The organism is Acaryochloris marina S15 (genome assembly GCF_018336915.1).
Lineage (GTDB): Bacteria > Cyanobacteriota > Cyanobacteriia > Thermosynechococcales > Thermosynechococcaceae > Acaryochloris > Acaryochloris marina_A.
This window is the reverse complement of record NZ_CP064925.1, coordinates 113054-132485: the sequence shown is the minus strand read 5'-3', so window position 1 is coordinate 132485 and position 19432 is coordinate 113054. Positions and strand designations below refer to the sequence as shown.

Sequence of the window (19432 nt, the reverse complement as noted above, 5' to 3'; positions counted from 1 at the left end):
AGCGTTGCTTGGAACATACTACCTCTCTATAAATTTGGTGGATTCCCAAGCCGTACACTATTCAAGTGTAGTTATTAAAACTCTAAACAAGGCTAGACAACTCTATAGCAATAATGTTGTCGATCGGGTAAAGTCAATCAGCGGTGTGACCGTCACGCCTGAATATCATGCCATCAGTGGCGGTATTCCTAATCCGGTCACTTACACAATCGAGATAGGAGATCATCTGAGTGATCCATCCAAAGGCTTGTTATTCCGAATCTATAGCGATTTTCCATTCCCCAATCGGCAAACTACGGGTGGACCTAAAGATCAATTTGAACGTGCCGCCCTTGCATACCTGACAAAGCATCCAACAGCATCCTTCTATCGCAAAGAGAAAACGGGGAATCATCTCTCCTTTCGTTACACCGAGGCTGTTGTAATGGAGGCAAGCTGTGTAGCCTGTCACAACACATTAGCTAACAGCCCTAAAAAAGACTGGAAAGTCGGACAGGTGAGGGGGATTGTAGAAATTACTCAGCCTCTCGAGCAAAATATGCTGATTGCCCAAGATGGGTTAAAGGCAATTTATATCGTACTAACGACTATCTGTTGCCTAACTATTTCAGGGTTAGTTTTAGTCATTGGACGATTTCGCAATACAACGCAAGAGTTAGAACAGAAGGTTAGAGAAAGAACTGCTGACCTCAAACGCTTAGCCACTATTGATGGCTTAACCCAGTTGATCAACCGACGCCAGTTTGATCAATGCTTAGCGCAAGAGTGGCAGAGAGCTAAACGCCAACAACACCCCTTATCACTCATTCTTTGTGATGTTGATTGTTTCAAAAACTACAACGATACTTACGGTCATCAGGTTGGAGATGAATGCTTGCGCCATGTGGCCCAAGTTTTACAAGGCAGCGTCAGGCGTTCTGGAGAGATAGCAGCTCGCTATGGTGGGGAGGAATTTGTAATCATGTTACCCAACGTAAATAGTGTTGAGGCTACCCAAGTAGCCACTTCCATTAGAAACACTATCCACCAACTTCAGATCCCCCACAGCACCTCTATAGCTAAAGCACACATTACTCTTAGCATGGGAATTGCAAGCATGATTCCCAATGCAAACAACTCCCCTCAAATGCTGATTAAAGATTCTGATAAAGCACTATACCAAGCCAAAGATCAAGGACGAGATTGCTTTGTTACCTGGAATGAGAAGCAATCTTAAAAGTGCTACCTAAACCGAAAAAGGAGCTATTCCAAGATAATTATCCCTAACAACAACAATTCTCGGTCCAACAATAGGTATTCTCCTAGATTCCTCTGGAGTTTGCCTCTGGCACTTCACAAGGCCCGCAGCTCCCCCGGCGGTGATTCGGATGGGGGAAGTGTGAAGAGTGGCGGTATTGTTCGTATCAAACTTGCGATGGTCTACGACCGGCCTTCGGCCATCGCAGCCGCAATACCTAGGACAAGAATGCAACCGACCCAGATGCTAGCTACGTGATAGTTAACAGAATGATTGATTATTCAACATTGAAATTATACTTTGCCAAGATCTCCTCGAATGCACCTCGATTTTCTACAAGGTGGAAGCGCTCTGCAAACAACCCACAAGACTTTGCACTCTCTACATTTCTAGTAATATCGTCAATGAATAATAGGTTGCTGGCAGACAAATCAAGCTGCTGACAGATCTGAATGAAGTAGGATTCTGACGGCTTGGCTATGCCCATCTCGCATGAAGCAAATAAGGTGTCAAACATTTGCCCGTACCCGAGTTCGTTTGTCATAAATCGATATCGGTAGTGATGCTGGTTCGTCGCTAAGCATACTAGTTCTCCCGCAGATCGAAGCTGCCTGACATATCTCAGAATATCGGGATCTGGAAGAATCTTGTGCCAGATCCTCGCAGCATCATCGACATGGACCTTAGACCCCCAATGGTTTAGCACTTTTGAAAGCTCTATCTCAAAGTCAGCTTGACCAGTTATACATTGGCTTTCAGCCTCAAATACTTCCACGAGAAAAGATTGTTTATCAGCATCTGGATCTATCAGTCGTTCGATACATGATAACCAGTCTGGAGGAATGCTTTGAATGACCCAGTCCGCATCTAATAAGAGAGCTTTGATTTCAGGAGGATCTTTCATGTTGCCTAACCAGTATTGATGACGCCAGGGTTTCGATTCATATCTTTCAATGTCGCACATTGAACAGTGGGTGTTAAAAAACAATGCAGGGGACTGTGGAGGAACTGCTGTCCAGGTTGCCTTATTGATTGAATCGCTAGACGGTTTTTGCACTAATTTGGGTATCCAAGGATATAGCAAGTGAAAAGCTCGACCTAAAATGGATCCTAATACTTTAGCCGTCTGGAAAAACTTAGAAACTCGTCTGAATGTTCCCTTTAGGAACAATATGATGGATCTTCTGTTGGAGATGGCACGAGAACGGGAAGCCGATCCCAAAAAGATTGCCACCTGGATGTTGACCACGTCTGCTTGTATCTGCAATGCCATCTTTGAGAGCGATGATCCTATGCCCTTACTCTCTCTCTACATTCGAGTGTTATTTGATCACTATCCTGGCATGATGCATCAAATTTCTCAGATTTATTCTTATGGCAATTTAAGGCGATATGTTCCTGTTATTGCAGATCGTGATGAGTTCATTGGCATCCTCAGTGCAGCAGGCTCTACCTTTGCTAACGGTGAGTTGATATTGACAGATGGCGAGATCGATATCAGCCCAAAAGGATTGGAGCGATTCAAGTTGAGTTGGAAAGCATCCTTTAAGAAACTGAATAATTCCCAAGGTAATCCTGGGATTTCGGTCATATGGTGATAATGGGATGAAAGAATTTAAAAGTTCTCATGGAGAACAAAATCGAACAGAGTCGTTGAAATTCTGCTTATAAGATATTATATCAATAAGAAATTGCTGTTTTACTAGAAGCTAACATCTAAATCTGCCTTCAGCTAAACTCAGAATGCAGTCTTCACAAAGGCTTCAGTGTTTATACTGATTCTTGTTTTATAGGCATAGATTAAATTGGACGCAACTGTGTGACCTTGATATTATTTTAATCCTAGCTTTATTGCTAATGCTTTTCATCTAGGAATTATACGAGGGAGGCTTTTTCATGAAAGCTGATGACATTGTTGATTACTATTTGCAAAACTCCCAGTCTATATTGGCGACACCTCAGTCACATTCACTTTGCACAGCCACTATTGAGTCTTGGATTTGTGTTGATACCGGGAAAAAGATTGTAATTCACGGGCAAATCCACAATCACCCCAAACACCCAACAGGAAAAAAGTTAAAGACTTCACCCATTCAAGATTATCTCGCCAAGGATGGTCGGGTTTATGTGACTACCAAAAATTCGATGTATGAACTTGGTATGCCCCATCCAGACTTCACGGGGGATGCACAACAGTTAGTTGACAACATGGGGACTCAGCAATGGGAGAAACTCACTTATTGGGGAGAGTAACTGTATCTATACTCTCGAATGCTATCTAAGGGAGAGCCGGGTGTCACCCGTTTCACAGATGGATACCCTGAGCTTGAAATTTTGGTCTACTGATATTCCAGATCATTTAGGGCTTACATTACTGAATCTTTTAAGTCTTTACACTCAAGGGGGATTAAAATGAATTTTCAGGATATCTATCATTATTTTCAAAGTCCTCCCTCTATTTATCTGAGGAAGGAAGTAGCGGTCTGCTACATTCTGTCCATTCTGGCTGACAATGGCGACTCCTACGGTTCAGCCTTAATGCATCACCTCAATACTGAACATCCGCCTTATCACATGTCAGATACCGTCCTATACGCTGCTCTCAAATTTCTGGTGGATGAAGGAATGATTCAGTCCTATTGGAACAAGACACCTGGCAGAGGTAGACCAAGGCGAATGCTTTCAATTCGACCAGAAAAACTAGATGAAGCCAAACGTTTGGCTCAATTATGGCATCAGTATTTGGGGGCAGATGACAAGTCAGCCATAGCCAAACCCAGGTAGAACTTCTCTGAGATATTCTTAAACAGGATTGTTAGCATATACCCAGATGTAGAACTGGGGAGCTATCCAAGATGCCCAGCACTCAAGGTCCGATCAAAGCTATTCCTCTGAAAGACAAGCCAGAAGGGATATCTCGGTGTGGGATGTCTCATGCAACCTTTGTTCAGCATATTTTTACTAACAAGTGGTATGAGATATCTGCAAACGGGCAGGCCATTGGCTCGGCCCTTGATTTAGACTTTTATCGGCATGACCCTTCCCAAAAGCCAACCTCACGGTCTACAGTCAAAATCAAGGAATTATCGAAGGTTTAGAGCTAAATTACTAACAGTTTCGCTTATCTTATTTCGATAGCTCCTTCTGATATAAAAACTCGACAACCTACTTTGCATTCACGAATATGGTCGGTTTTCCGCTAACCACAAAAAATATGTAATTATCTAGTAGTTAATAGTGATACTTGATACTGCTAGAGAGATTTTTTAGCTCATGCCTAGAAAAAAGAAACAGACTAAACCCTTAACAGGAAAAGATTTAGTAGCTAAAGTCAAACAACTGAGTGATTTCACTCGTGAGGAAAAAGCTAAGGCTTGCGGATATGTTGCTACCGATAAAGATGGCTCTGAACGAATTAAAACTATCGCATTCCTCAATGCCCTTTTAGACGCAGAAGGTATTGATTTAGATAGTCAATCCCCTAACGGCAAGGGAATGGCAGGACGACAAGCAGCTTATAAGATTAGTGTGCAATCCAATGGCAACTTACTAGTGGGTAAAGCCTACACCAAAGAGATGGATCTCAACCCAGGAGACGAATTTGAAATCTCTGTAGGTCGCAAGCACATTCATTTGACCAAGGTTGCTTAGTCCATTGAAGTGCTGATGCAACAAACGCCCTTGCCTTGTACTAGGGAGTTTTCAGATAGCCATGAAAAGCCCAGCCGAACATTGGGCTGGGAGTTGCAAGAGTAAGCGAGACAACCAGAAAAATGGTTATCTTCTTCTATATTAATCACAGATGAATCTTGGTGCGTCGTTCTCCAATTCAAAAAGAATTAGAAAACGACTAGGGAGCCATACACTCCGTAAACTACGCTCACAGAGTTCGCATGACTTTTCTAGCATTCCCAATTCGGAATAAGATTCAAACGATTCATCATTTCCTCCTAAAACCCTGAGTTACAATGCTCAACAGCGTTTCAATAGATTTATATGAATAAGGGCGAATTAGTTGACGCAATTGCTGAGAGTACTGGTGTCACCAAGAAGCAGGCTGATACAACTCTTTCGGCTGCAATAGAGACAATCATGGATGCTGTTAGCTCCGGTGACAAAGTTACTCTCGTTGGCTTCGGCAGCTTTGAAGCCAGGGACCGTAAGGCCAGGGAAGGGCGTAATCCTAAGACGGGTGAGAAAATGACTATCCCCGCTTCCAAAGCACCTGCTTTCAGTGCTGGCAAGCTTTTTAAGGAGAAAGTGAAACCCTGATAAACTAAAAACTATGTCTAATCAATCACTCTGATCCTATCAACCAAGCTGGCGGGTAATCTTTTGAACCCATCAGCTTTTTTATTGGGACTATAGTGCAGTCGCGACAGATTCATTCACTCGCCACTCGAAAGCTTTGCCGAGTTGGTCAAGGTCGATCAGGCCATGTTGCCATAAGAGTATATGCAACGGACCTCGTGATGGCTCCTGGCGACGCAAGGCCAAGTCAATCGCTTCTTCTGAAATCTCTAGCTCAGTTTGCAGGTACTGAATAAACTGTTGTTGGGATGGAGAACTCATCGATCAAAGGAAACAATTGAGAATTGGGCTATTGGATGTTTCTATAGTCTGAAATGAGTAGCAGAATAGCCTGAGTGAGACTACTGAACTATTTCCAGCAATACTCCCGAACTCTGAGAAACTTGTCAATCATTCTTCAATTTTCTTAAGAAATAAAAAATTCTGGCCCCCTTGTCAGCATTTCGGTGTATTCCTCTACCCATGATGTTTGCAAGGTTCAATGATGGCTACAAACAATGACAGTCTTCATTTATACCTCCAGGAAATGGGCCGTTATCCCCTCTTATCCCATGAAGAAGAAATTGAGCTTGCCAGACAAGCTAAAGTGGGAAGCCTCCGAGCTAAGCAAAGGATGATCGAGTGCAACCTACGCTTAGTTGTCTCTATTGCCAAAAAACATCAGAATCGAGGTTTACCCCTGATGGACTTGATCCAGGAAGGCAGCATTGGATTGAGTAGAGCAGTAGAAAAATTTGACCTGGCTCAGGGCTGTCGCTTCAGTACCTATGCTTATTGGTGGATTTTGCAAGGGGTTACCCGCGCGATCAAACTTAAATCTCGCCCCATCTACTTACCTGACCATCACTGGAATGTTGCCAACAAGATTAGAAAACACCACCAGAAACTAACCCAACAGCTCGGACGTGAACCTACACTTGCTGAATTATCAAAGACGATGGACCTCAAGCCAGAGGTGATAAGGCAAACGCTACAACTGTTCCAAAAAGTAGCGTCTCTCGATAAGCTCGTGGGGGAACAACAAAAAGATTCACTCATTGACTTAATCCAAGAAAAAAATGGTCCAGCACCCTACATAGAGTCACTACAGATGAATGATGAACTCTCTCGATTAATGGTGCATCTAGATGAACGCGAGCAGTTTATTGTCAGCCAACGGTATGGATTAGAAGATGGCGAACCCAAGACAATGAATGAGATTGGTCAACAGCTTGGCGTCAGCCGGGAACGGGTTCGACAAATCATCAACAAAGCCATGAAAAAACTAGAGAGAAAGGCTAGAACAGCTTGAATAGAGCAGTACTTGGGGCAACATCACAATATTGTCTGAAGTGCTATCTTATCCCAAACGCTAAAACACATCTTGGAAGGCGCACCCATGACAGAGCATCTTTCTAGCATCAGCAGGAATAGCCAGTGGAAACAGGCGACAGACCAGGATCAAGCAACCATCGCCCATCTGCAACAAAAACTCACTCAAGCTAGCCGCACACTACTGGAAAAGCACCTCTTATACAGAGAGGCGGTCAAAACGGCGGAGCAGCTTTATCATCGTTGCATCCAAGCAGAGTATAAATTCAAGATGACAATGGGGCTGTTGCTATTTTCCACACTGGTTAATGGCGTATTAATTAGCATTATTTTTGATTTGACCTGGCAAGCGCCAACCAAGCCACCCAGAATCTACATACCAGAACACATGATGCCCAATATTCATCTAATAACATGATGGTGAACGAAAGCGGAGAGGAGAAAAAATTAAAGGCTGATAGAGTGATTGAATTCACGTAAAAATCAACTGGCTAGTATCTTCGCAGAGCTGCCAGTCTTTCTAGCGATGCCCCTTCGCCATTTTTGGCTCGCTCGATATCGCAACTTAATCCTTTAGATTCCCACTAAGAAGTAAGCCAACAAGGCAACTGGATAGCGTTATTAGCCCCAGAATTCCGAACAATTCACCAGCTTCCAAAAGAGCGTCTTTATGGATCTCTGCTGCCAATCCAATCTGCCTCGTTATAGTAATGGTTAACGTCGCAGCAGTGAACGCTAGGCCGACAAAAGCTAGCCTGAATTTATTGCTTACAAAAACATTGCGAATGAAGCGTAGCATCATCCCCCCAAGTAGCACAGTCAGCCCTCAAAAGTTGTCTTCCAGAGTTCTTGTCTGATTATCATCCTCCCCAAATTTTGTGATCAACACTTTTGAAAAAATCTGCCATTACTTAGAGCAATAAGCCCCCCTAAAGTAGGGCATCTTAGGAGGGCCAGGATATGCCGTTCAGTCCTAACCCAAAAGCTAGCAATAGAATGTGAGGATAGCTTGAGCGTAAACAACAGGATCTTTAACGCCTAACAACTCTCCCTACAACAGCACCCCCATCGCCTCACCCTCAAATCATCTGACGACAGAACAGAAGATGGATCTGCTGGACTGGCATCCAGTTTTCACGGGCCGATGCCCCAACTGCGAGAGGCCGATCAGGGAGACCACGCCACCGAGGAGTCACTGGGATTGTGGGGAATGTGGGTGGAGGGAGGGAGGAGTCAGTATGAGTTAGGACTATTGCATTGATACTGGTTGATAAATCAGCAATTACACTCAGGACAAGTATTTTGTGCTTTGACTAATTTCGGTATTTCTCCTGTGTTTTCTAACTCAAATTCTGATTAGGCTCAATATAACTGAGCCTGCCATTGGCTGTTTTGGTTATCAAGTTCCACCTCGCATCCTACCTACTTGACCATGCTTATACCAATTTGCGTTTTAAATCGTAATTCTCATATGAGGAAAATTGGTCATAGAAGTCAGCCTATCGGGTAAATCCATGAGTTCTTTGAGTCCCTTGCACAAGGTATCGGATACCGCATCTAAAGAATCAAAAACCTGATTGTAGAAGTGCTTTTCTTTCACCTCCTCCCAGATATGCTCTACAGCATTGAGTTGTGGACTTCGAGGAGGCTGAACAATCAAGCGTATATTGTCTGGAATGACGAGCTTCTTTCCGGTGTGGTAAGACGCTCCATCGACCTGCATCACCACAAAATAGTCTGAAAATTCATCCGCCACTTGTGCTAGGAATAAGTTCATCATCTGAGTATTGGAAAAGGGTAAGACTAAAGCACTCATCTTTCCTAACGCAGGAGCAACAGCAACATAGCCATAGAGATATTCACGGACAAGCTGCTGCCCACTTTCGGGTCGAATTCCAGGAGCACACCAAGCTCTTCTTACTTGCCCTAGACGACCAAAGCGCCCTTCGTCTGCTGCCATGATCACAATGGGACGTTGGTCTTCGGCTGAGCGATCTGCTACAGCGGTTTGGACCAGCCCCCGAAAGTTTTTTAAAAGCCTCTCGTGCCGCTTTGTTTCCATTGGGATGGGACGGACGAGGCATGAGTTTGCGCCATCCGTGTCGGTCTAGCAAACGATAGATAGTACTGGGTGCCACTGACGTCTCCACTTTAGTCTCAAAGGCCGTTTGGATCTCTTGAACCGTTGTTAAATGACCTTGTTGAGCACGTTCAATAAACGATTCTAAAAATTCAATCTCTTCCTCAATACTCAGATAAGCACCGGGATTCTTCTTCCGTTTAGCCCTAGGAGCAATTGCTGCTGCTCCTAGGCGATTGTAAGCGGAAATCACCTGATGGACCGTTCGAAGACTAGTAGCAGTATGCGTGGCTATTTCGATAGCTGGGCGAGGATCTACCAGAGCGTTATAAATAATCATCCATTTTTGCTGACAGCGGGCAGTCGGAGCCGTAGCAATTTTGTCTTTCACCTCATCCACTGTTAGATGCGGTTTAACTGTACTAACTCGACTCATATACTTATGGAATGAACATAGGATTAGATCCTATCTAAATTACATCCCAAAACACAAATTGGTATTACCAATGACATCACAGACTATTATTTCGAGCACTCTCAACTCGCTCTCAATACATCCGTTCCAACATCCCTAAACTTACCGATCATCGAGTCTTGGGTTCCCCTGGATGTCCGAAATCAGGTAGTCATTCGTGGACAGATTCATAATCATCCCAAATACCCTGCAGGGAAACAGTTGAAATCTTCTCCCATTCAGGGATATCTCACGAAATCAGGCAGAGTATTTGTGACAACTAAAAATTCGATATATGAGCTTGGTACACCTCATCCAGCTTTTATGAACGATGCTGATATTTTCGTGGGTAACACAGAGAACCATCCTATTGAAAAACTAACCTACTGGGGGGAGTGAGTCTACTTACTATCTCTATTAGGTGCTGATGCTGGTTTGATTAGTTTGCATACTTCAACTCTTGGTGACCTCCACCCCACCAGAGCCAGGACATCCCAACTAGCCACAGCAAAGACTCTAGACACCCCAAAGCCAGCCCCAGAACAGCCCAAAACCAGGTAGTTTCCAGGTGAAGGCTTGAGAGGGAACTCGTACCTGAAATTGATACGAAAGTGTGAGAATCGGATGCCGAGGATTTTGAATATCGCAAACCTGTATCACTTAGCTTATCCTCTGCAACAACCACAGTGAACTATTCTGGAATGGAGTCAGATGGCAATTCTAGAGGATTGACGATGGATCCAAATACCCTAGCCGTCTGGAAAAACCTAGAGACTCGTCTGGATATTCCTTTCAGACAAAACATGGTTGATCTCGTTTTGGAGATGGCCCGAGATCGCACCACTGATCCACGCAAGATTGCAACCTGGATGGTGACGACCTCCACATGTATTTGCTATGCCATTTTTGGAACTGATAATCCCACGCCCTTGCTCTCGCTTTACAGCCAGGCACTAGAGGCTCAGTATCCTGACACTATGAAGGAAATTTATGAAATATTTTCCAATGATGAACTGGTGAAATTCGTTCCCTCTAATTTTAAACACGACGAATTCACAAATGTCCTCTGGGCTGCTGGTTCAACCTTTGCCAACGATGAACTTAAGCTGATAGACGACGAGATCAATATCAACAGGAAAGGTTTAAAGCGATTTAGATCGATTTGGAAAGAACCGACTCGAAAGACCAACAGGTACCAAAGATGACGATTGGCGTTGGTCACGTAATCTTCAAAGCCTATCCTTGCGTAATCCGCATCCACATTGGTAATTGCGTTTCACCACCCCCCTGAATCCGCTCCAGTGCAGCCATCATCTCCACACGCACATCAAATTCTGCTTCGATTTCAACCGCATGGTGTAAAGCATCAACAGCAGTTTGATCTCCCATTTCATTCAGAAACCGGGCCGCTCGCCAACGAACCAACTTTGAGGAATCTGCTAGAGCCTGACACATCGTTGGCATGGCAGTATTATTCCCTAAATCACTTAAGGCATCCCCTGCAATCCGACGCACCATAGCAGAAGAATCGCCAAGGATGACCTGACCTAAAGGCTCCACCGCAACACTCATGCCACTGGCACCTAAAAGCGCTGCTGCCCAACGACGTACGGTGCTCTGGTCATCATTAAGGACAGACACTACAGCAGGAAAAGTCGCTGGGGTCACCTCAATTTGTTGGAGAGCCTTGAGCCGATGTTTCCAGTTCGAGTGACTCAGCTCAGACAAGAGGGTTTGTTGTACTGAGGCTGTGTTCAACGATTCTGTTGTAGAGACATTGGAAATAGCAACAGCCTCCAGACGAGCTAATTCCTCTATATCAATCAGGCTAGCAATCTCTTCTGCAACTTGTTGTGCAACTTCATCAGCGGGACCTGCTGGGGATTGATACGGTTCCCAACGACGCTCTGCAATATAATCTGCTTGAGTCGTCCCAATCGCCCGTTGCAGGGCTTGGTTAAATCGTTCTGGTAGAGCGACCCGTGCTTGCTGACCATCGGCAGAAGTTACCCGCACTTGCACTGGAATACCCCGGAACATCTGAATCGCGGCCTCAACATGACCTAAATCTGAAGGGGGATGTGAGGGACTGTTGATTGCCGCAGATTCTTGGGGCTGTGAAACCTGAGCTAGCAGCGTTGAATCAGCTTCCTCCGAGATCCCTATGATCTGAGCAGCCTTCGCCAAAATAGTCTGCCAATCTGAATTCCCCTTGCGAGTTAGGGTAATGAAATCCTGGACAAGAAAGACAGATTGGACAAACTCAATGGCTAACAACTGTTGAGCCACCACCGGGGCCGCTGTCGAATCTACACCGTTCTGTAATGTCAGTGCTTTGGTGCTAATCAATTCATTCAAGTTAAGTTTGATGCAATTTGGGCTAGGAGTGGTTTCAATAGAGAGCAGTTCCATATTCTCATCCTTAACTTATCCACGTCACACAACCCAGGAAGCTGTATTTGGCTTTTGGAGATGTAGCACTCAGCTTTATCCTAACTTGCTAGAACTGGGTATAGATGTCTAGATGCATTAGTGGTCTAGATGGTCAGCAAAAATGTGAATGTTTTGAAGGACCGTGCAATTCGGACTGGAAACATTGCGTCCCTTAGCCTATTCCCTGCAATCACGGTAAATTATCCTTATCCAATCTGAGACATGGCTTTGGGCAGAAGAGCGGCCAGCTCCCACAGCAACGAGAATCGCTCAAGCTTAACAGGCGATTGAGGTAATTCAGGCTGAGTCTGGACTCAAAGGGATTTGGCAAGATTTAGATGCCTGGAATCATGGCAAGGGGCTGTGGAGGAACTGCTGATTCGGTTGCCTTGTTGAGTAAAATCCTAGAAGGTTTTTGGGCTAGTTTGGGTATCCAAATATATAGAAACTGACAATCTCAATTTCCAATGGCCACTAATATCTTAGCTACCTGGAATAATGTAGAAGCTCGCCTGGATATCCCTTTCAGAAGAAATATGGTTGATCTTCTCTTAGAGATGGCACGAGATCAGACAGCCGATCCCCATAAGATCACTACCTGGATGTTGACGACCTCTACCTGCATCTGTAACGCCATCTTTGGATTAGATAATCCAAGGCCCTTACTCTCTCTTTATTTCCAGGCTTTACTTCGTAAACATCCTGACACCGTGAAACAAATTACTCAGATATACACCAATGGTGACTTGAATGAATTTTCTCCCGTTATTGCAGATCGCGATGAGTTTATTGGTCTCCTCTGGGCCGCTGGTTCAACTTTTGCCAACGGTGAATTGACACTGAAAGATCACAAAATCGATTTCACCAAAGCGAGTCTGAAGCGGTTTCACTCTGTTTGGAAAGCACCCATAAGGAAGTTCAATAACCCAACAGGCAAGCTTGAGTATCCGATCCGATGGTGATTGTGGATAAGATTGTATTTCTGTAGTGCTTTGCTTATCCTTTGCTCTCACGGTAAATTGTCCTTAAACCAAACCGGGATATGAGCTATGGGTACTTGGGGGCCAGGAATCTTTGAGAATGACTATGCACTAGACTGGATAGCTGAACTAGCGAATTCTGCTGACAATAACCCACTTATCGATGCCCTCAACACAGTCATTGATCAGATAGACAAATCCCCCGAAACCCAGGACTGCGCGGTTGCCATTACTGCGGCGGAGGTAGTCGCGGCTTGGATGGGTGAGCCTTCTGAAGATTGTCCAGAGGAGGTGGAGACATGGGTAGAAGGAAGACCAGCCCCTTCAGCAACGATGATTGCTCAGGCGAGATATGTCACTGAGATCGTTTTAGAGAACTCCGAACTCAAGAATTTATGGAAAAATTCAGATGAGTTTGATAAATGGCAGGAGGGCGTGGAGGATTTGCTGCCCCGACTAGCTTGTTAATAAAGACTCTAGATTAGACCCTCAATCTTTCCTCAGATTTGAGTGATACGTTGTTCTAGATTATTTGGCTCTCCGGTAATTAGCGTGGTGACACCCTACATATAGTGTTTATTCCTTAGTCATCTCCTATGGAATGATCTGAGGAGGTACTTCAGAACGAGAGTGTCATGGATAACTCAATTCGCATTCCCCTCAACCTTCCCGATGTTCAAGTTCTAGAGCTATCGAAGACGGAACGAGGGGATTGGCTGATCAAAATTGAGAGTACTCTGCAAGGAACAACCTGCCACAAATGTGGACATGAGATTACTGACCTTCACTGCCATGATCAGGCTCTTCGAATTCGTCACATGCCATTGTTCGAAGTACCAGTGTATTTAGAAATTCGGCCCAAGCGCTATCGATGCGGGTATTGCGATGACCATCCCACAACAACTCAACGCTTAGAATGGCATGAACCTCGCAGTCCCAATACAAAAGCTTATGAGCATTGGCTTCTGCGTATCCTGATCAACTCAACGGTCTCAGATGTTGCTAGAAAACTAGGCGTTAGTGAAGGTGTCGTCAGTGGCATTATTGATCGCTGGATTGCCTGTCAAGTTGACTGGAGCGAATATTTAGACCTCAAGGTTATCGGGATTGACGAGATTTCTCTGAAAAGAGGCCACCGTGATTTTGTAGTTTTGATCACGATTCCTACCACAGGCGGAGTAGACATATTGGCAGTTCTGGCTGACCGTAAACAACAGACCGTTGCAAATTTCCTTAAATCGATTCCCCTTCATTTACGCCAAACCATTGAGCGGGTTTGTACTGATATGTATCAAGGATTTGTCAGTGCAGTCCGTGAACAACTCCCTCAATCCAAAATTGTCATTGACCGCTTTCATGTGGCCAAAGCCTATCGTAATTGTGCCGATACAGTTCGTAAACGGGAGGTCAAACGTCTACGCCAAGAACTCCCTAAGCAAGACTATGACAGTATCAAAGGTGCGATGTGGGCCTTTCGAAAACGGCCTGAGAATCTCCAGGAGTCAGAACAACAGTTGCTTGAGCGAGTGTTTGCTTATTCTCCTGAGATGAAGCAGGCCTACAAACTCCGAGAGGAATTGACACAGATATTTGAGGGTAGGTACACCAAAAACGGAGCTAAATGTGCCATCCGGGCTTGGTGTAAACGAGTCCTCAAAAGTGACATCAAGGATTTTGAGAGTTTCCTGATCACTGTCAACAATTGGATGGATGAGATGACCAACTATTTTCTGGAGGGATGGACCAGTGGCTTTGTCGAAGGATTTAACAACCGAGTTAAGGTCCTAAAAAGACGATGCTACGGTATTTTCGATATTGAAAGGCTCTTCCAAAGGATTTCGCTTGATCTCAATGGGTATCAGACTTTTGCCTTGACCTAAACACTATATCTAGCGGCTACCACGCTAATTCCCAGAGAGCCGATTATTTTGTCTAGGCACTTAAATCTCTGATGACTGATATCAAGCAACCTAGCATTCATCATTCCAAATTCATCATCGGGAAACCGCTCAGTGCCATTGATTCAATCAGCAGTTTGATTGATGGGATGCTCATAGAAGTACAAGATCAGCACCAAAACCTACTAGAGACTCAGCAAAATTCTCGGTCCTTAGATTATGAAACTCTGCAACGAGTCATAGTCCTTTATTCGGAAGAATTAGATTTTCTCCAAATTTACCGACAGCACTTCGCTCATTGGGGCTTGGAACAACCCAGTCCTAAACAATCCCTGGAAATCGCTCGACTTGAGCAACAAGTCAAACACATCGAACCTCTGCTTCTCTCAATCCTTGAGATCGCTCGTAACCTCAAAGGCAACACAATAGAAGGCATCTTAGACACGAAGGACTCGGATAGCGGTACTCTTTTGCATAGAGGATGACTGAGGAAAGATCATGCCTTGTCAAAATCTTTATCCCTTCATCCATGCAGCAAGTGAGCACTTTAAACAGGATTACGCCAAATGGTAACCCATAATATAGGCAGGGGCATTACCTATTAAAAAAAGATGGTTAACATGTCTGCGAGCAATCCTATGCCACCAGATTTCCTCTTCCTTGCGCTCATAGGAGCTATATTTCTCTTCGTTCTTTTACAAAGCCGTTCCATCCTGAAACAGAAACCTATTGCGGAGAAGTTAGAGGAGGATAAAAGCAAAATCTCGTCTTTATCAAATCTCATCAAAACAATGACGGATGATCAAGAAGTGTGGGCAGAAACAGTAGAAAAGACCCAAGAAAACTTAGTCAGAATGTTTATAGAGCTGGAAGAAGCCAAAAAACTTGCAGGACTCCCACTACTCGTCAAAGAGGGGCAGACTAACAGATTAGCAGAGGCAAAAGAGCAATTCACTAAACTCCTTGCGCAAAAAGACGTTTAATCAACCAAGGTCTAGAAGTAGATCATTATCTTCGTTCAATTAGACTAACAGTATAAATTCTGAAGATAAAACTGAAAAGACATCCAAGATGCCCAGCACTCGTGAACCGATCAAAGCCCTACCTCTAGCAGATAAGCCTGAAGGAATTTCCAGATGTGGAATGTCCAATGCAAAATTTGCCCAGCATTGCACGACAGGTAAATGGTATGAGCTATCAGATCAGGGACAGATCGTTGGTTCAGCTTTAGACTTGGACTTTTATCGGCATGATGCTACCCAAGGGCAAAATTCTGGGTCTACGGTCAAAACCAAGGAATTATCTAAGGTTTCGTGAGGTCCTGCCACAGGGCACTCTACCTTCCCAGAGTGGCTATCGTTTATCTCTAGGCACCTGAGAAGTATTTGCTTTCCCGGATGGACTTAGCAGCTTGCTCATGAGTAATAATGGCCGTTGATGTACCACTGCAATACGGTGGTACTTCCTCTGGATGACAAGTATCCCAAGCCGCAGTCATCGCTCTAACTGCGGCTTCTAATGGAATGTTCTGAAGGGTTTCACAATGGTGGAATTTGAGGCTGATCGCAAGTTGCGTTCTTAAGCAAAACATCTCATCTAATCCAACCACTTCACCTGAATCTCTTTGCTTTCCCATGCCAGTTCTCTCCTTCACAATACCTCAAGCTTAGTGTGAACAAAGTATCTATGAAATTGACTCAATAACCAGATTTCGTCCTACACTCAATAGCAATTATTTTGCTTATCCAATTGAGGGACAGTAGATATGAGGTTTAATGATGCCGAAGAAAACTAAAAAACAAAGCAAGCCTTTAACAGGTCAAGCTCTATTGACTAAAGTTAAAACCCTAAACGACTTGACTCGTGAAGAGAAAGCCAAAGTCTGTGGTTACTACAAAATTGCTAAAAGTGGCACTGAACGCATCAATGTGATGGCCTTCCTCAATGCAGTCTTGGACGCAGAAGGAATGGACCTGGATGCACAAGGCAACAGCAAAAAGAAGCATGGAGGACGACCCCCCACCTTTCGCATCAGCGTACAATCCAATGGCAATCTATTGGTCGGCAATGCCTACACCAAGAGAATGGAACTGCAACCGGGAGATGAGTTTGAAATCGCTCTAGGGCGTAAGCATATTCATTTGAAACTCAAGACTGAAGAGGATTAATCGTTGATAAAAAAGACTCCCCTGTATTGTCTTGTACGGGGGAGTTGTAAAAGCCTTTGCAACTTCACTACATGGCAAAAACAGAGGGAGTTAAGCAGATGGACAAAATTAATTACATAGAATTTCCAGGTTGTAAACTACCTGAGTCCTCTTTTTTACATCCATTGATTTGATGTCAATTGTCCGTCCTATCTCCACCGAAAGCTTACGCTTATTGCATCGGATTTATCGCTGTAGTCGCCATCATCAGGTCAGACAACGCGCCCATTGCCTCATTTTGTCTGCCCAGGGTGGGAGTCCCTACACCTTAGCCTCCCTTTTTAGTGTGAGTCCTAAAACCGTGTACAACTGGCTTAAGGCTTGGAATAACCGTGGTTTTGCAGGACTCTATAATCGCCCAGGCCGAGGTCGAAAACCGATGTTTAATCCCGACCAACAACAGCAGATTTATGAGTGGACTCAGGCATCTCCCATCCAACTCAATCGGGTGCTAGCTCAGATTGAACAGCAGTGGTCAGTGCGCGTGTCAAAGGCCACCGTTAAACGCGTCTTGAAGCAGATGGATATGAGCTGGCATCGCTTTCGCCAAGGGACATCAGGCCAGCCTTTATATGCCGACTACCTCGAAAAAAACAGCAGTTAGAACATCTCAAGAAACAAGAAGAGAAGGGAGACATCCACCTATTCTTTATGGATGAGAGTGGTTTTTCGTTAGTCCCCTGTATTCCCTATGGATGGCAACCCATAGGGACTTATCTGGAAATACCGACTCGTTCAAGTAAACGCTTGAATGTTCTGGGGTTTTTGAGTCGACGACAAGGGCTACATGCTTATACATCAGAACAGACCATCACCAGTGAGGTTGTCAGTCATTGCATTGATACCTTCTTTACTGACGTGGAGTTGACCACCGTCATTGTGATGGATCAAGCCCCTATCCATACGAGCCAAGCAATCTATGAGATGAAGGCAGAGTGGGCCGAACGGGGAATTACCTTGTTTGAGTTACCAAGCTATTCTCCCCATCTAAATTTGATTGAGCGTCTGTGGCAATTCATGAAATATCAGTGGATTGAAATGAGTGCCTACTGGGGGTGGTCATCTTTGGTCGAATATGTGGAAAGAGTTTTGAAAACCTATGGCGATGATTATGTAATTAATTTTAGCTAAGTGCTTATTTCCAACATACGTCTATGGCCCATTGATATTACCAGGTTCCCAAATAAATCCTACAATCCCTGCTATACAATGCTCATAAGCACTTTGAGGCAAGACCATGAACAAAGGCGAGTTAGTAGACGAGATTGCTGAAAATACTGGGCTGACCAAGAAGCAGGCCGATACCATCCTCACGGCACTAACAGACATCATCATCGAGACCGTCAGCTCTGGCGAAAAGGTCATTCTGGTGGGCTTCGGCAGCTTTGAGGCCAGGGACCGCAAGGCTAGAGATGGGAGGAATCCACAGACAGGGAAAAAGCTCAAAATCCCTGCAACAAGAGTCCCTGCTTTCAGTGCGGGCAAGGTCTTCAAGGAGAAGGTCAACGGCTGATAAACTAAGAACATCGCTAAGACTTAACCTCATTCCAACAACTAAGCTGGCAGATAGTTCTGAGCATCTGCCAGCTTCTTCATGTCGACATCTTTTTCCTGAGTATCAACGAGATAATCACTTGATTGCTAGCATTGGGGGGACGACCTCGTAACGGCAATGCTAGTGAGGATCGATGATGGCCACCACACAAAACAGTCTCCATTCCTATCTAAATGAGATAGGACGCTATCCTCTTCTATCTTCTGAAGAAGAAGTTAACCTCGCTCGGCAAGTGAAAGCGGGCAGTCTACGGGCTAAACAACGGATGATTGAGTGTAACCTGCGACTAGTCATCTCTATTGCTAAGAAACACCAGAATCGGGGCTTACCTTTATTAGACTTAATCCAGGAAGGGAACATCGGGCTTAGTCGAGCCGTAGAGAAATTTGACCTAAAGCAAGGTTATCGGTTCAGCACCTACGCCTACTGGTGGATTCGGCAAGGAATCACACGGGCATTGCACAATAAGGCCAAAATGATTCGCCTACCTATTCACCTCAATCAGCTCAACAGCAAAATTAAACATACCTACTACCAACTCAACCAACAATATGAGCGTCAACCATCTCTTGCTGAAGTCGCTCATGCAATGGATATAGACCCAACTCACATACAGGAACAGCTCCAACTTCCTAAAGAGGTTATCTCCTTAGATAAATTCGTGAGTGAAAACCAGGGAGGCACATTAGGCGAACTCGTTGCCAAGGATCATTCCTCCCAAAAATACTTTGAAAATCTGATGAATAAGGATGAATTGTCCAAACTCATGGAGCACCTGAGTGAGCAGCAACAATTCATCATTGGCCAACGATTCGGTCTGGAAGATGGTCAGCCTAAAACTCTAGTAGAGATTGGTAAGATAATCGGCATGAGTCGGGAGGGTGTTCGCAAAATTGAGAAAAGGGCTTTCCAACAATTAAAAAAGTACGCCCAATCTGCTTAGGTAACATCCAGGAATCCAAGTAC

The 19432-nt window shown here is 44.5% G+C and carries 26 protein-coding genes; 20 read left to right on the top strand and 6 right to left on the bottom strand.

What is annotated here, in order from left to right; translation table 11 throughout:
* The first annotated feature begins 37 nt into the window (after positions 1 to 37).
* Complete coding sequence (locus tag I1H34_RS28980; protein ID WP_249370279.1) at positions 38 to 1216, top strand: diguanylate cyclase domain-containing protein; 1179 nt, start codon at positions 38 to 40, stop codon at positions 1214 to 1216.
* A gap of 298 nt (positions 1217 to 1514) precedes the next feature.
* On the opposite strand, the gene I1H34_RS28975 is transcribed toward I1H34_RS28980, so the two are convergent.
* Positions 1515 to 2141: an HAD family hydrolase gene (locus I1H34_RS28975; protein WP_212666807.1), complete on the bottom strand. Its 627-nt coding sequence runs from the start codon at positions 2139 to 2141 to the stop codon at positions 1515 to 1517.
* Between the two features lie 199 nt (positions 2142 to 2340).
* Between I1H34_RS28975 and I1H34_RS28970 the strand changes: the two genes are divergently transcribed.
* From I1H34_RS28970 to I1H34_RS28945, 6 genes are all read left to right on the top strand, one after another.
* A complete protein-coding gene (locus I1H34_RS28970) occupies positions 2341 to 2835 on the top strand; it encodes a hypothetical protein (RefSeq protein WP_212666806.1) in 495 nt (164 codons plus the stop codon).
* A 298-nt stretch (positions 2836 to 3133) separates the two neighbouring features.
* Complete coding sequence (locus I1H34_RS28965; RefSeq protein ID WP_212666805.1) at positions 3134 to 3490, top strand: hypothetical protein; 357 nt, start codon at positions 3134 to 3136, stop codon at positions 3488 to 3490.
* A 159-nt stretch (positions 3491 to 3649) separates the two neighbouring features.
* On the top strand, positions 3650 to 4021 hold the full coding sequence (locus I1H34_RS28960) for a PadR family transcriptional regulator (RefSeq protein WP_212666804.1): 372 nt from the start codon (positions 3650 to 3652) through the stop codon (positions 4019 to 4021).
* Positions 4022 to 4092: 71 nt separating this feature from the next.
* Positions 4093 to 4335, top strand: coding sequence for a hypothetical protein (locus I1H34_RS28955; protein WP_212666803.1), 243 nt, complete (start codon positions 4093 to 4095; stop codon positions 4333 to 4335).
* Between the two features lie 175 nt (positions 4336 to 4510).
* Positions 4511 to 4888: an AbrB family transcriptional regulator gene (locus I1H34_RS28950; RefSeq protein ID WP_212666802.1), complete on the top strand. Its 378-nt coding sequence runs from the start codon at positions 4511 to 4513 to the stop codon at positions 4886 to 4888.
* A gap of 345 nt (positions 4889 to 5233) precedes the next feature.
* A complete protein-coding gene (locus tag I1H34_RS28945) occupies positions 5234 to 5509 on the top strand; it encodes an HU family DNA-binding protein (protein WP_212666801.1) in 276 nt (91 codons plus the stop codon).
* Between the two features lie 90 nt (positions 5510 to 5599).
* Here the strand turns inward: I1H34_RS28945 and I1H34_RS28940 are convergent, their stop codons facing one another.
* Entirely contained in the window at positions 5600 to 5809 is a 210-nt protein-coding gene (locus I1H34_RS28940; RefSeq protein WP_212666800.1) for a DUF2949 domain-containing protein, read from the bottom strand.
* Positions 5810 to 6032: 223 nt separating this feature from the next.
* Between I1H34_RS28940 and I1H34_RS28935 the strand changes: the two genes are divergently transcribed.
* Entirely contained in the window at positions 6033 to 6839 is an 807-nt protein-coding gene (locus tag I1H34_RS28935) for a sigma-70 family RNA polymerase sigma factor (protein WP_212666929.1), read from the top strand.
* An 87-nt stretch (positions 6840 to 6926) separates the two neighbouring features.
* Positions 6927 to 7277 carry a hypothetical protein gene (locus I1H34_RS28930; RefSeq protein ID WP_212666799.1) on the top strand — a complete coding sequence of 117 codons (351 nt, stop codon included), beginning with the start codon at positions 6927 to 6929 and terminating at the stop codon, positions 7275 to 7277.
* Between the two features lie 1035 nt (positions 7278 to 8312).
* Here the strand turns inward: I1H34_RS28930 and I1H34_RS28925 are convergent.
* Together I1H34_RS28925 and I1H34_RS32435 are read right to left on the bottom strand one after the other, a co-directional pair.
* Positions 8313 to 8828: a transposase gene (locus I1H34_RS28925; RefSeq protein WP_249370307.1), complete on the bottom strand. Its 516-nt coding sequence runs from the start codon at positions 8826 to 8828 to the stop codon at positions 8313 to 8315.
* Positions 8719 to 9375 carry a helix-turn-helix domain-containing protein gene (locus tag I1H34_RS32435; RefSeq protein ID WP_249370278.1) on the bottom strand — a complete coding sequence of 219 codons (657 nt, stop codon included), beginning with the start codon at positions 9373 to 9375 and terminating at the stop codon, positions 8719 to 8721. Before I1H34_RS32435 ends, I1H34_RS28925 begins: the two co-directional genes overlap by 110 nt.
* Before the next feature lie 752 nt (positions 9376 to 10127).
* On the opposite strand from I1H34_RS32435, the gene I1H34_RS28915 reads away from it, so the two are divergent.
* Positions 10128 to 10598, top strand: a complete 471-nt coding sequence (locus I1H34_RS28915; RefSeq protein WP_212666928.1) for a hypothetical protein — start codon at positions 10128 to 10130, stop codon at positions 10596 to 10598.
* A 31-nt stretch (positions 10599 to 10629) separates the two neighbouring features.
* On the opposite strand, the gene I1H34_RS28910 is transcribed toward I1H34_RS28915, so the two are convergent.
* On the bottom strand, positions 10630 to 11805 hold the full coding sequence (locus tag I1H34_RS28910) for a virulence factor (protein ID WP_212666797.1): 1176 nt from the start codon (positions 11803 to 11805) through the stop codon (positions 10630 to 10632).
* Between the two features lie 488 nt (positions 11806 to 12293).
* Between I1H34_RS28910 and I1H34_RS28905 the strand changes: the two genes are divergently transcribed.
* The 6 genes from I1H34_RS28905 (at position 12294) to I1H34_RS28880 (ending at position 16021) form a co-directional block, all read left to right on the top strand.
* The gene (locus I1H34_RS28905; protein ID WP_212666796.1) at positions 12294 to 12788 is read left to right on the top strand and encodes a hypothetical protein; all 495 of its coding nucleotides are present in this window, start codon (positions 12294 to 12296) and stop codon (positions 12786 to 12788) included.
* 87 nt (positions 12789 to 12875) lie between these two features.
* On the top strand, positions 12876 to 13274 hold the full coding sequence (locus tag I1H34_RS28900; RefSeq protein ID WP_212666795.1) for a DUF4259 domain-containing protein: 399 nt from the start codon (positions 12876 to 12878) through the stop codon (positions 13272 to 13274).
* A gap of 167 nt (positions 13275 to 13441) precedes the next feature.
* Entirely contained in the window at positions 13442 to 14686 is a 1245-nt protein-coding gene (locus tag I1H34_RS28895; RefSeq protein ID WP_212666794.1) for an ISL3 family transposase, read from the top strand.
* 71 nt (positions 14687 to 14757) lie between these two features.
* Entirely contained in the window at positions 14758 to 15189 is a 432-nt protein-coding gene (locus I1H34_RS28890) for a hypothetical protein (protein WP_212666793.1), read from the top strand.
* Positions 15190 to 15324: 135 nt separating this feature from the next.
* Positions 15325 to 15687, top strand: a complete 363-nt coding sequence (locus I1H34_RS28885) for a hypothetical protein (RefSeq protein ID WP_212666792.1) — start codon at positions 15325 to 15327, stop codon at positions 15685 to 15687.
* Positions 15688 to 15775: 88 nt separating this feature from the next.
* Positions 15776 to 16021: a hypothetical protein gene (locus tag I1H34_RS28880; RefSeq protein WP_212666791.1), complete on the top strand. Its 246-nt coding sequence runs from the start codon at positions 15776 to 15778 to the stop codon at positions 16019 to 16021.
* Between the two features lie 49 nt (positions 16022 to 16070).
* Here I1H34_RS28880 and I1H34_RS28875 read toward each other — a convergent pair whose 3' ends face one another.
* Positions 16071 to 16340 carry a hypothetical protein gene (locus I1H34_RS28875; protein ID WP_212666790.1) on the bottom strand — a complete coding sequence of 90 codons (270 nt, stop codon included), beginning with the start codon at positions 16338 to 16340 and terminating at the stop codon, positions 16071 to 16073.
* Positions 16341 to 16482: 142 nt separating this feature from the next.
* Here I1H34_RS28875 and I1H34_RS28870 point away from each other — a divergent pair, with 142 nt between their 5' ends.
* The 4 genes from I1H34_RS28870 (at position 16483) to I1H34_RS28855 (ending at position 19409) form a co-directional block, all read left to right on the top strand.
* Entirely contained in the window at positions 16483 to 16872 is a 390-nt protein-coding gene (locus I1H34_RS28870) for an AbrB family transcriptional regulator (protein WP_212666927.1), read from the top strand.
* A 172-nt stretch (positions 16873 to 17044) separates the two neighbouring features.
* A protein-coding gene (locus I1H34_RS28865; protein ID WP_212666789.1) for an IS630 family transposase occupies positions 17045 to 18042 on the top strand; the annotation gives its coding sequence in 2 pieces (ribosomal slippage) (positions 17045 to 17498 and positions 17498 to 18042; 999 coding nt in all).
* A gap of 106 nt (positions 18043 to 18148) precedes the next feature.
* Complete coding sequence (locus I1H34_RS28860; RefSeq protein WP_212666788.1) at positions 18149 to 18424, top strand: HU family DNA-binding protein; 276 nt, start codon at positions 18149 to 18151, stop codon at positions 18422 to 18424.
* A 175-nt stretch (positions 18425 to 18599) separates the two neighbouring features.
* Positions 18600 to 19409 carry a sigma-70 family RNA polymerase sigma factor gene (locus tag I1H34_RS28855; protein ID WP_315874908.1) on the top strand — a complete coding sequence of 270 codons (810 nt, stop codon included), beginning with the start codon at positions 18600 to 18602 and terminating at the stop codon, positions 19407 to 19409.
* Positions 19410 to 19432 lie beyond the last annotated feature (23 nt).

Excerpts from the sequence above, each read along its gene's own strand:
- I1H34_RS28975 (WP_212666807.1), bottom strand. The coding sequence starts at position 2,141 with ATGAAAGATCCTCCTGAAATCAAAGCTCTCTTATTAGATGCGGACTGG.
- I1H34_RS28970 (WP_212666806.1), top strand. The coding sequence starts at position 2,341 with ATGGATCCTAATACTTTAGCCGTCTGGAAAAACTTAGAAACTCGTCTG.
- I1H34_RS28965 (WP_212666805.1), top strand. The coding sequence starts at position 3,134 with ATGAAAGCTGATGACATTGTTGATTACTATTTGCAAAACTCCCAGTCT.
- I1H34_RS28960 (WP_212666804.1), top strand. The coding sequence starts at position 3,650 with ATGAATTTTCAGGATATCTATCATTATTTTCAAAGTCCTCCCTCTATT.
- I1H34_RS28955 (WP_212666803.1), top strand. The coding sequence starts at position 4,093 with ATGCCCAGCACTCAAGGTCCGATCAAAGCTATTCCTCTGAAAGACAAG.
- I1H34_RS28950 (WP_212666802.1), top strand. The coding sequence starts at position 4,511 with ATGCCTAGAAAAAAGAAACAGACTAAACCCTTAACAGGAAAAGATTTA.
- I1H34_RS28945 (WP_212666801.1), top strand. The coding sequence starts at position 5,234 with ATGAATAAGGGCGAATTAGTTGACGCAATTGCTGAGAGTACTGGTGTC.
- I1H34_RS28940 (WP_212666800.1), bottom strand. The coding sequence starts at position 5,809 with ATGAGTTCTCCATCCCAACAACAGTTTATTCAGTACCTGCAAACTGAG.
- I1H34_RS28935 (WP_212666929.1), top strand. The coding sequence starts at position 6,033 with ATGGCTACAAACAATGACAGTCTTCATTTATACCTCCAGGAAATGGGC.
- I1H34_RS28930 (WP_212666799.1), top strand. The coding sequence starts at position 6,927 with ATGACAGAGCATCTTTCTAGCATCAGCAGGAATAGCCAGTGGAAACAG.
- I1H34_RS32435 (WP_249370278.1), bottom strand. The coding sequence starts at position 9,375 with ATGAGTCGAGTTAGTACAGTTAAACCGCATCTAACAGTGGATGAGGTG.
- I1H34_RS28915 (WP_212666928.1), top strand. The coding sequence starts at position 10,128 with ATGGATCCAAATACCCTAGCCGTCTGGAAAAACCTAGAGACTCGTCTG.
- I1H34_RS28910 (WP_212666797.1), bottom strand. The coding sequence starts at position 11,805 with ATGGAACTGCTCTCTATTGAAACCACTCCTAGCCCAAATTGCATCAAA.
- I1H34_RS28905 (WP_212666796.1), top strand. The coding sequence starts at position 12,294 with ATGGCCACTAATATCTTAGCTACCTGGAATAATGTAGAAGCTCGCCTG.
- I1H34_RS28900 (WP_212666795.1), top strand. The coding sequence starts at position 12,876 with ATGGGTACTTGGGGGCCAGGAATCTTTGAGAATGACTATGCACTAGAC.
- I1H34_RS28895 (WP_212666794.1), top strand. The coding sequence starts at position 13,442 with ATGGATAACTCAATTCGCATTCCCCTCAACCTTCCCGATGTTCAAGTT.
- I1H34_RS28890 (WP_212666793.1), top strand. The coding sequence starts at position 14,758 with ATGACTGATATCAAGCAACCTAGCATTCATCATTCCAAATTCATCATC.
- I1H34_RS28885 (WP_212666792.1), top strand. The coding sequence starts at position 15,325 with ATGTCTGCGAGCAATCCTATGCCACCAGATTTCCTCTTCCTTGCGCTC.
- I1H34_RS28880 (WP_212666791.1), top strand. The coding sequence starts at position 15,776 with ATGCCCAGCACTCGTGAACCGATCAAAGCCCTACCTCTAGCAGATAAG.
- I1H34_RS28875 (WP_212666790.1), bottom strand. The coding sequence starts at position 16,340 with ATGGGAAAGCAAAGAGATTCAGGTGAAGTGGTTGGATTAGATGAGATG.
- I1H34_RS28870 (WP_212666927.1), top strand. The coding sequence starts at position 16,483 with ATGCCGAAGAAAACTAAAAAACAAAGCAAGCCTTTAACAGGTCAAGCT.
- I1H34_RS28860 (WP_212666788.1), top strand. The coding sequence starts at position 18,149 with ATGAACAAAGGCGAGTTAGTAGACGAGATTGCTGAAAATACTGGGCTG.
- I1H34_RS28855 (WP_315874908.1), top strand. The coding sequence starts at position 18,600 with ATGATGGCCACCACACAAAACAGTCTCCATTCCTATCTAAATGAGATA.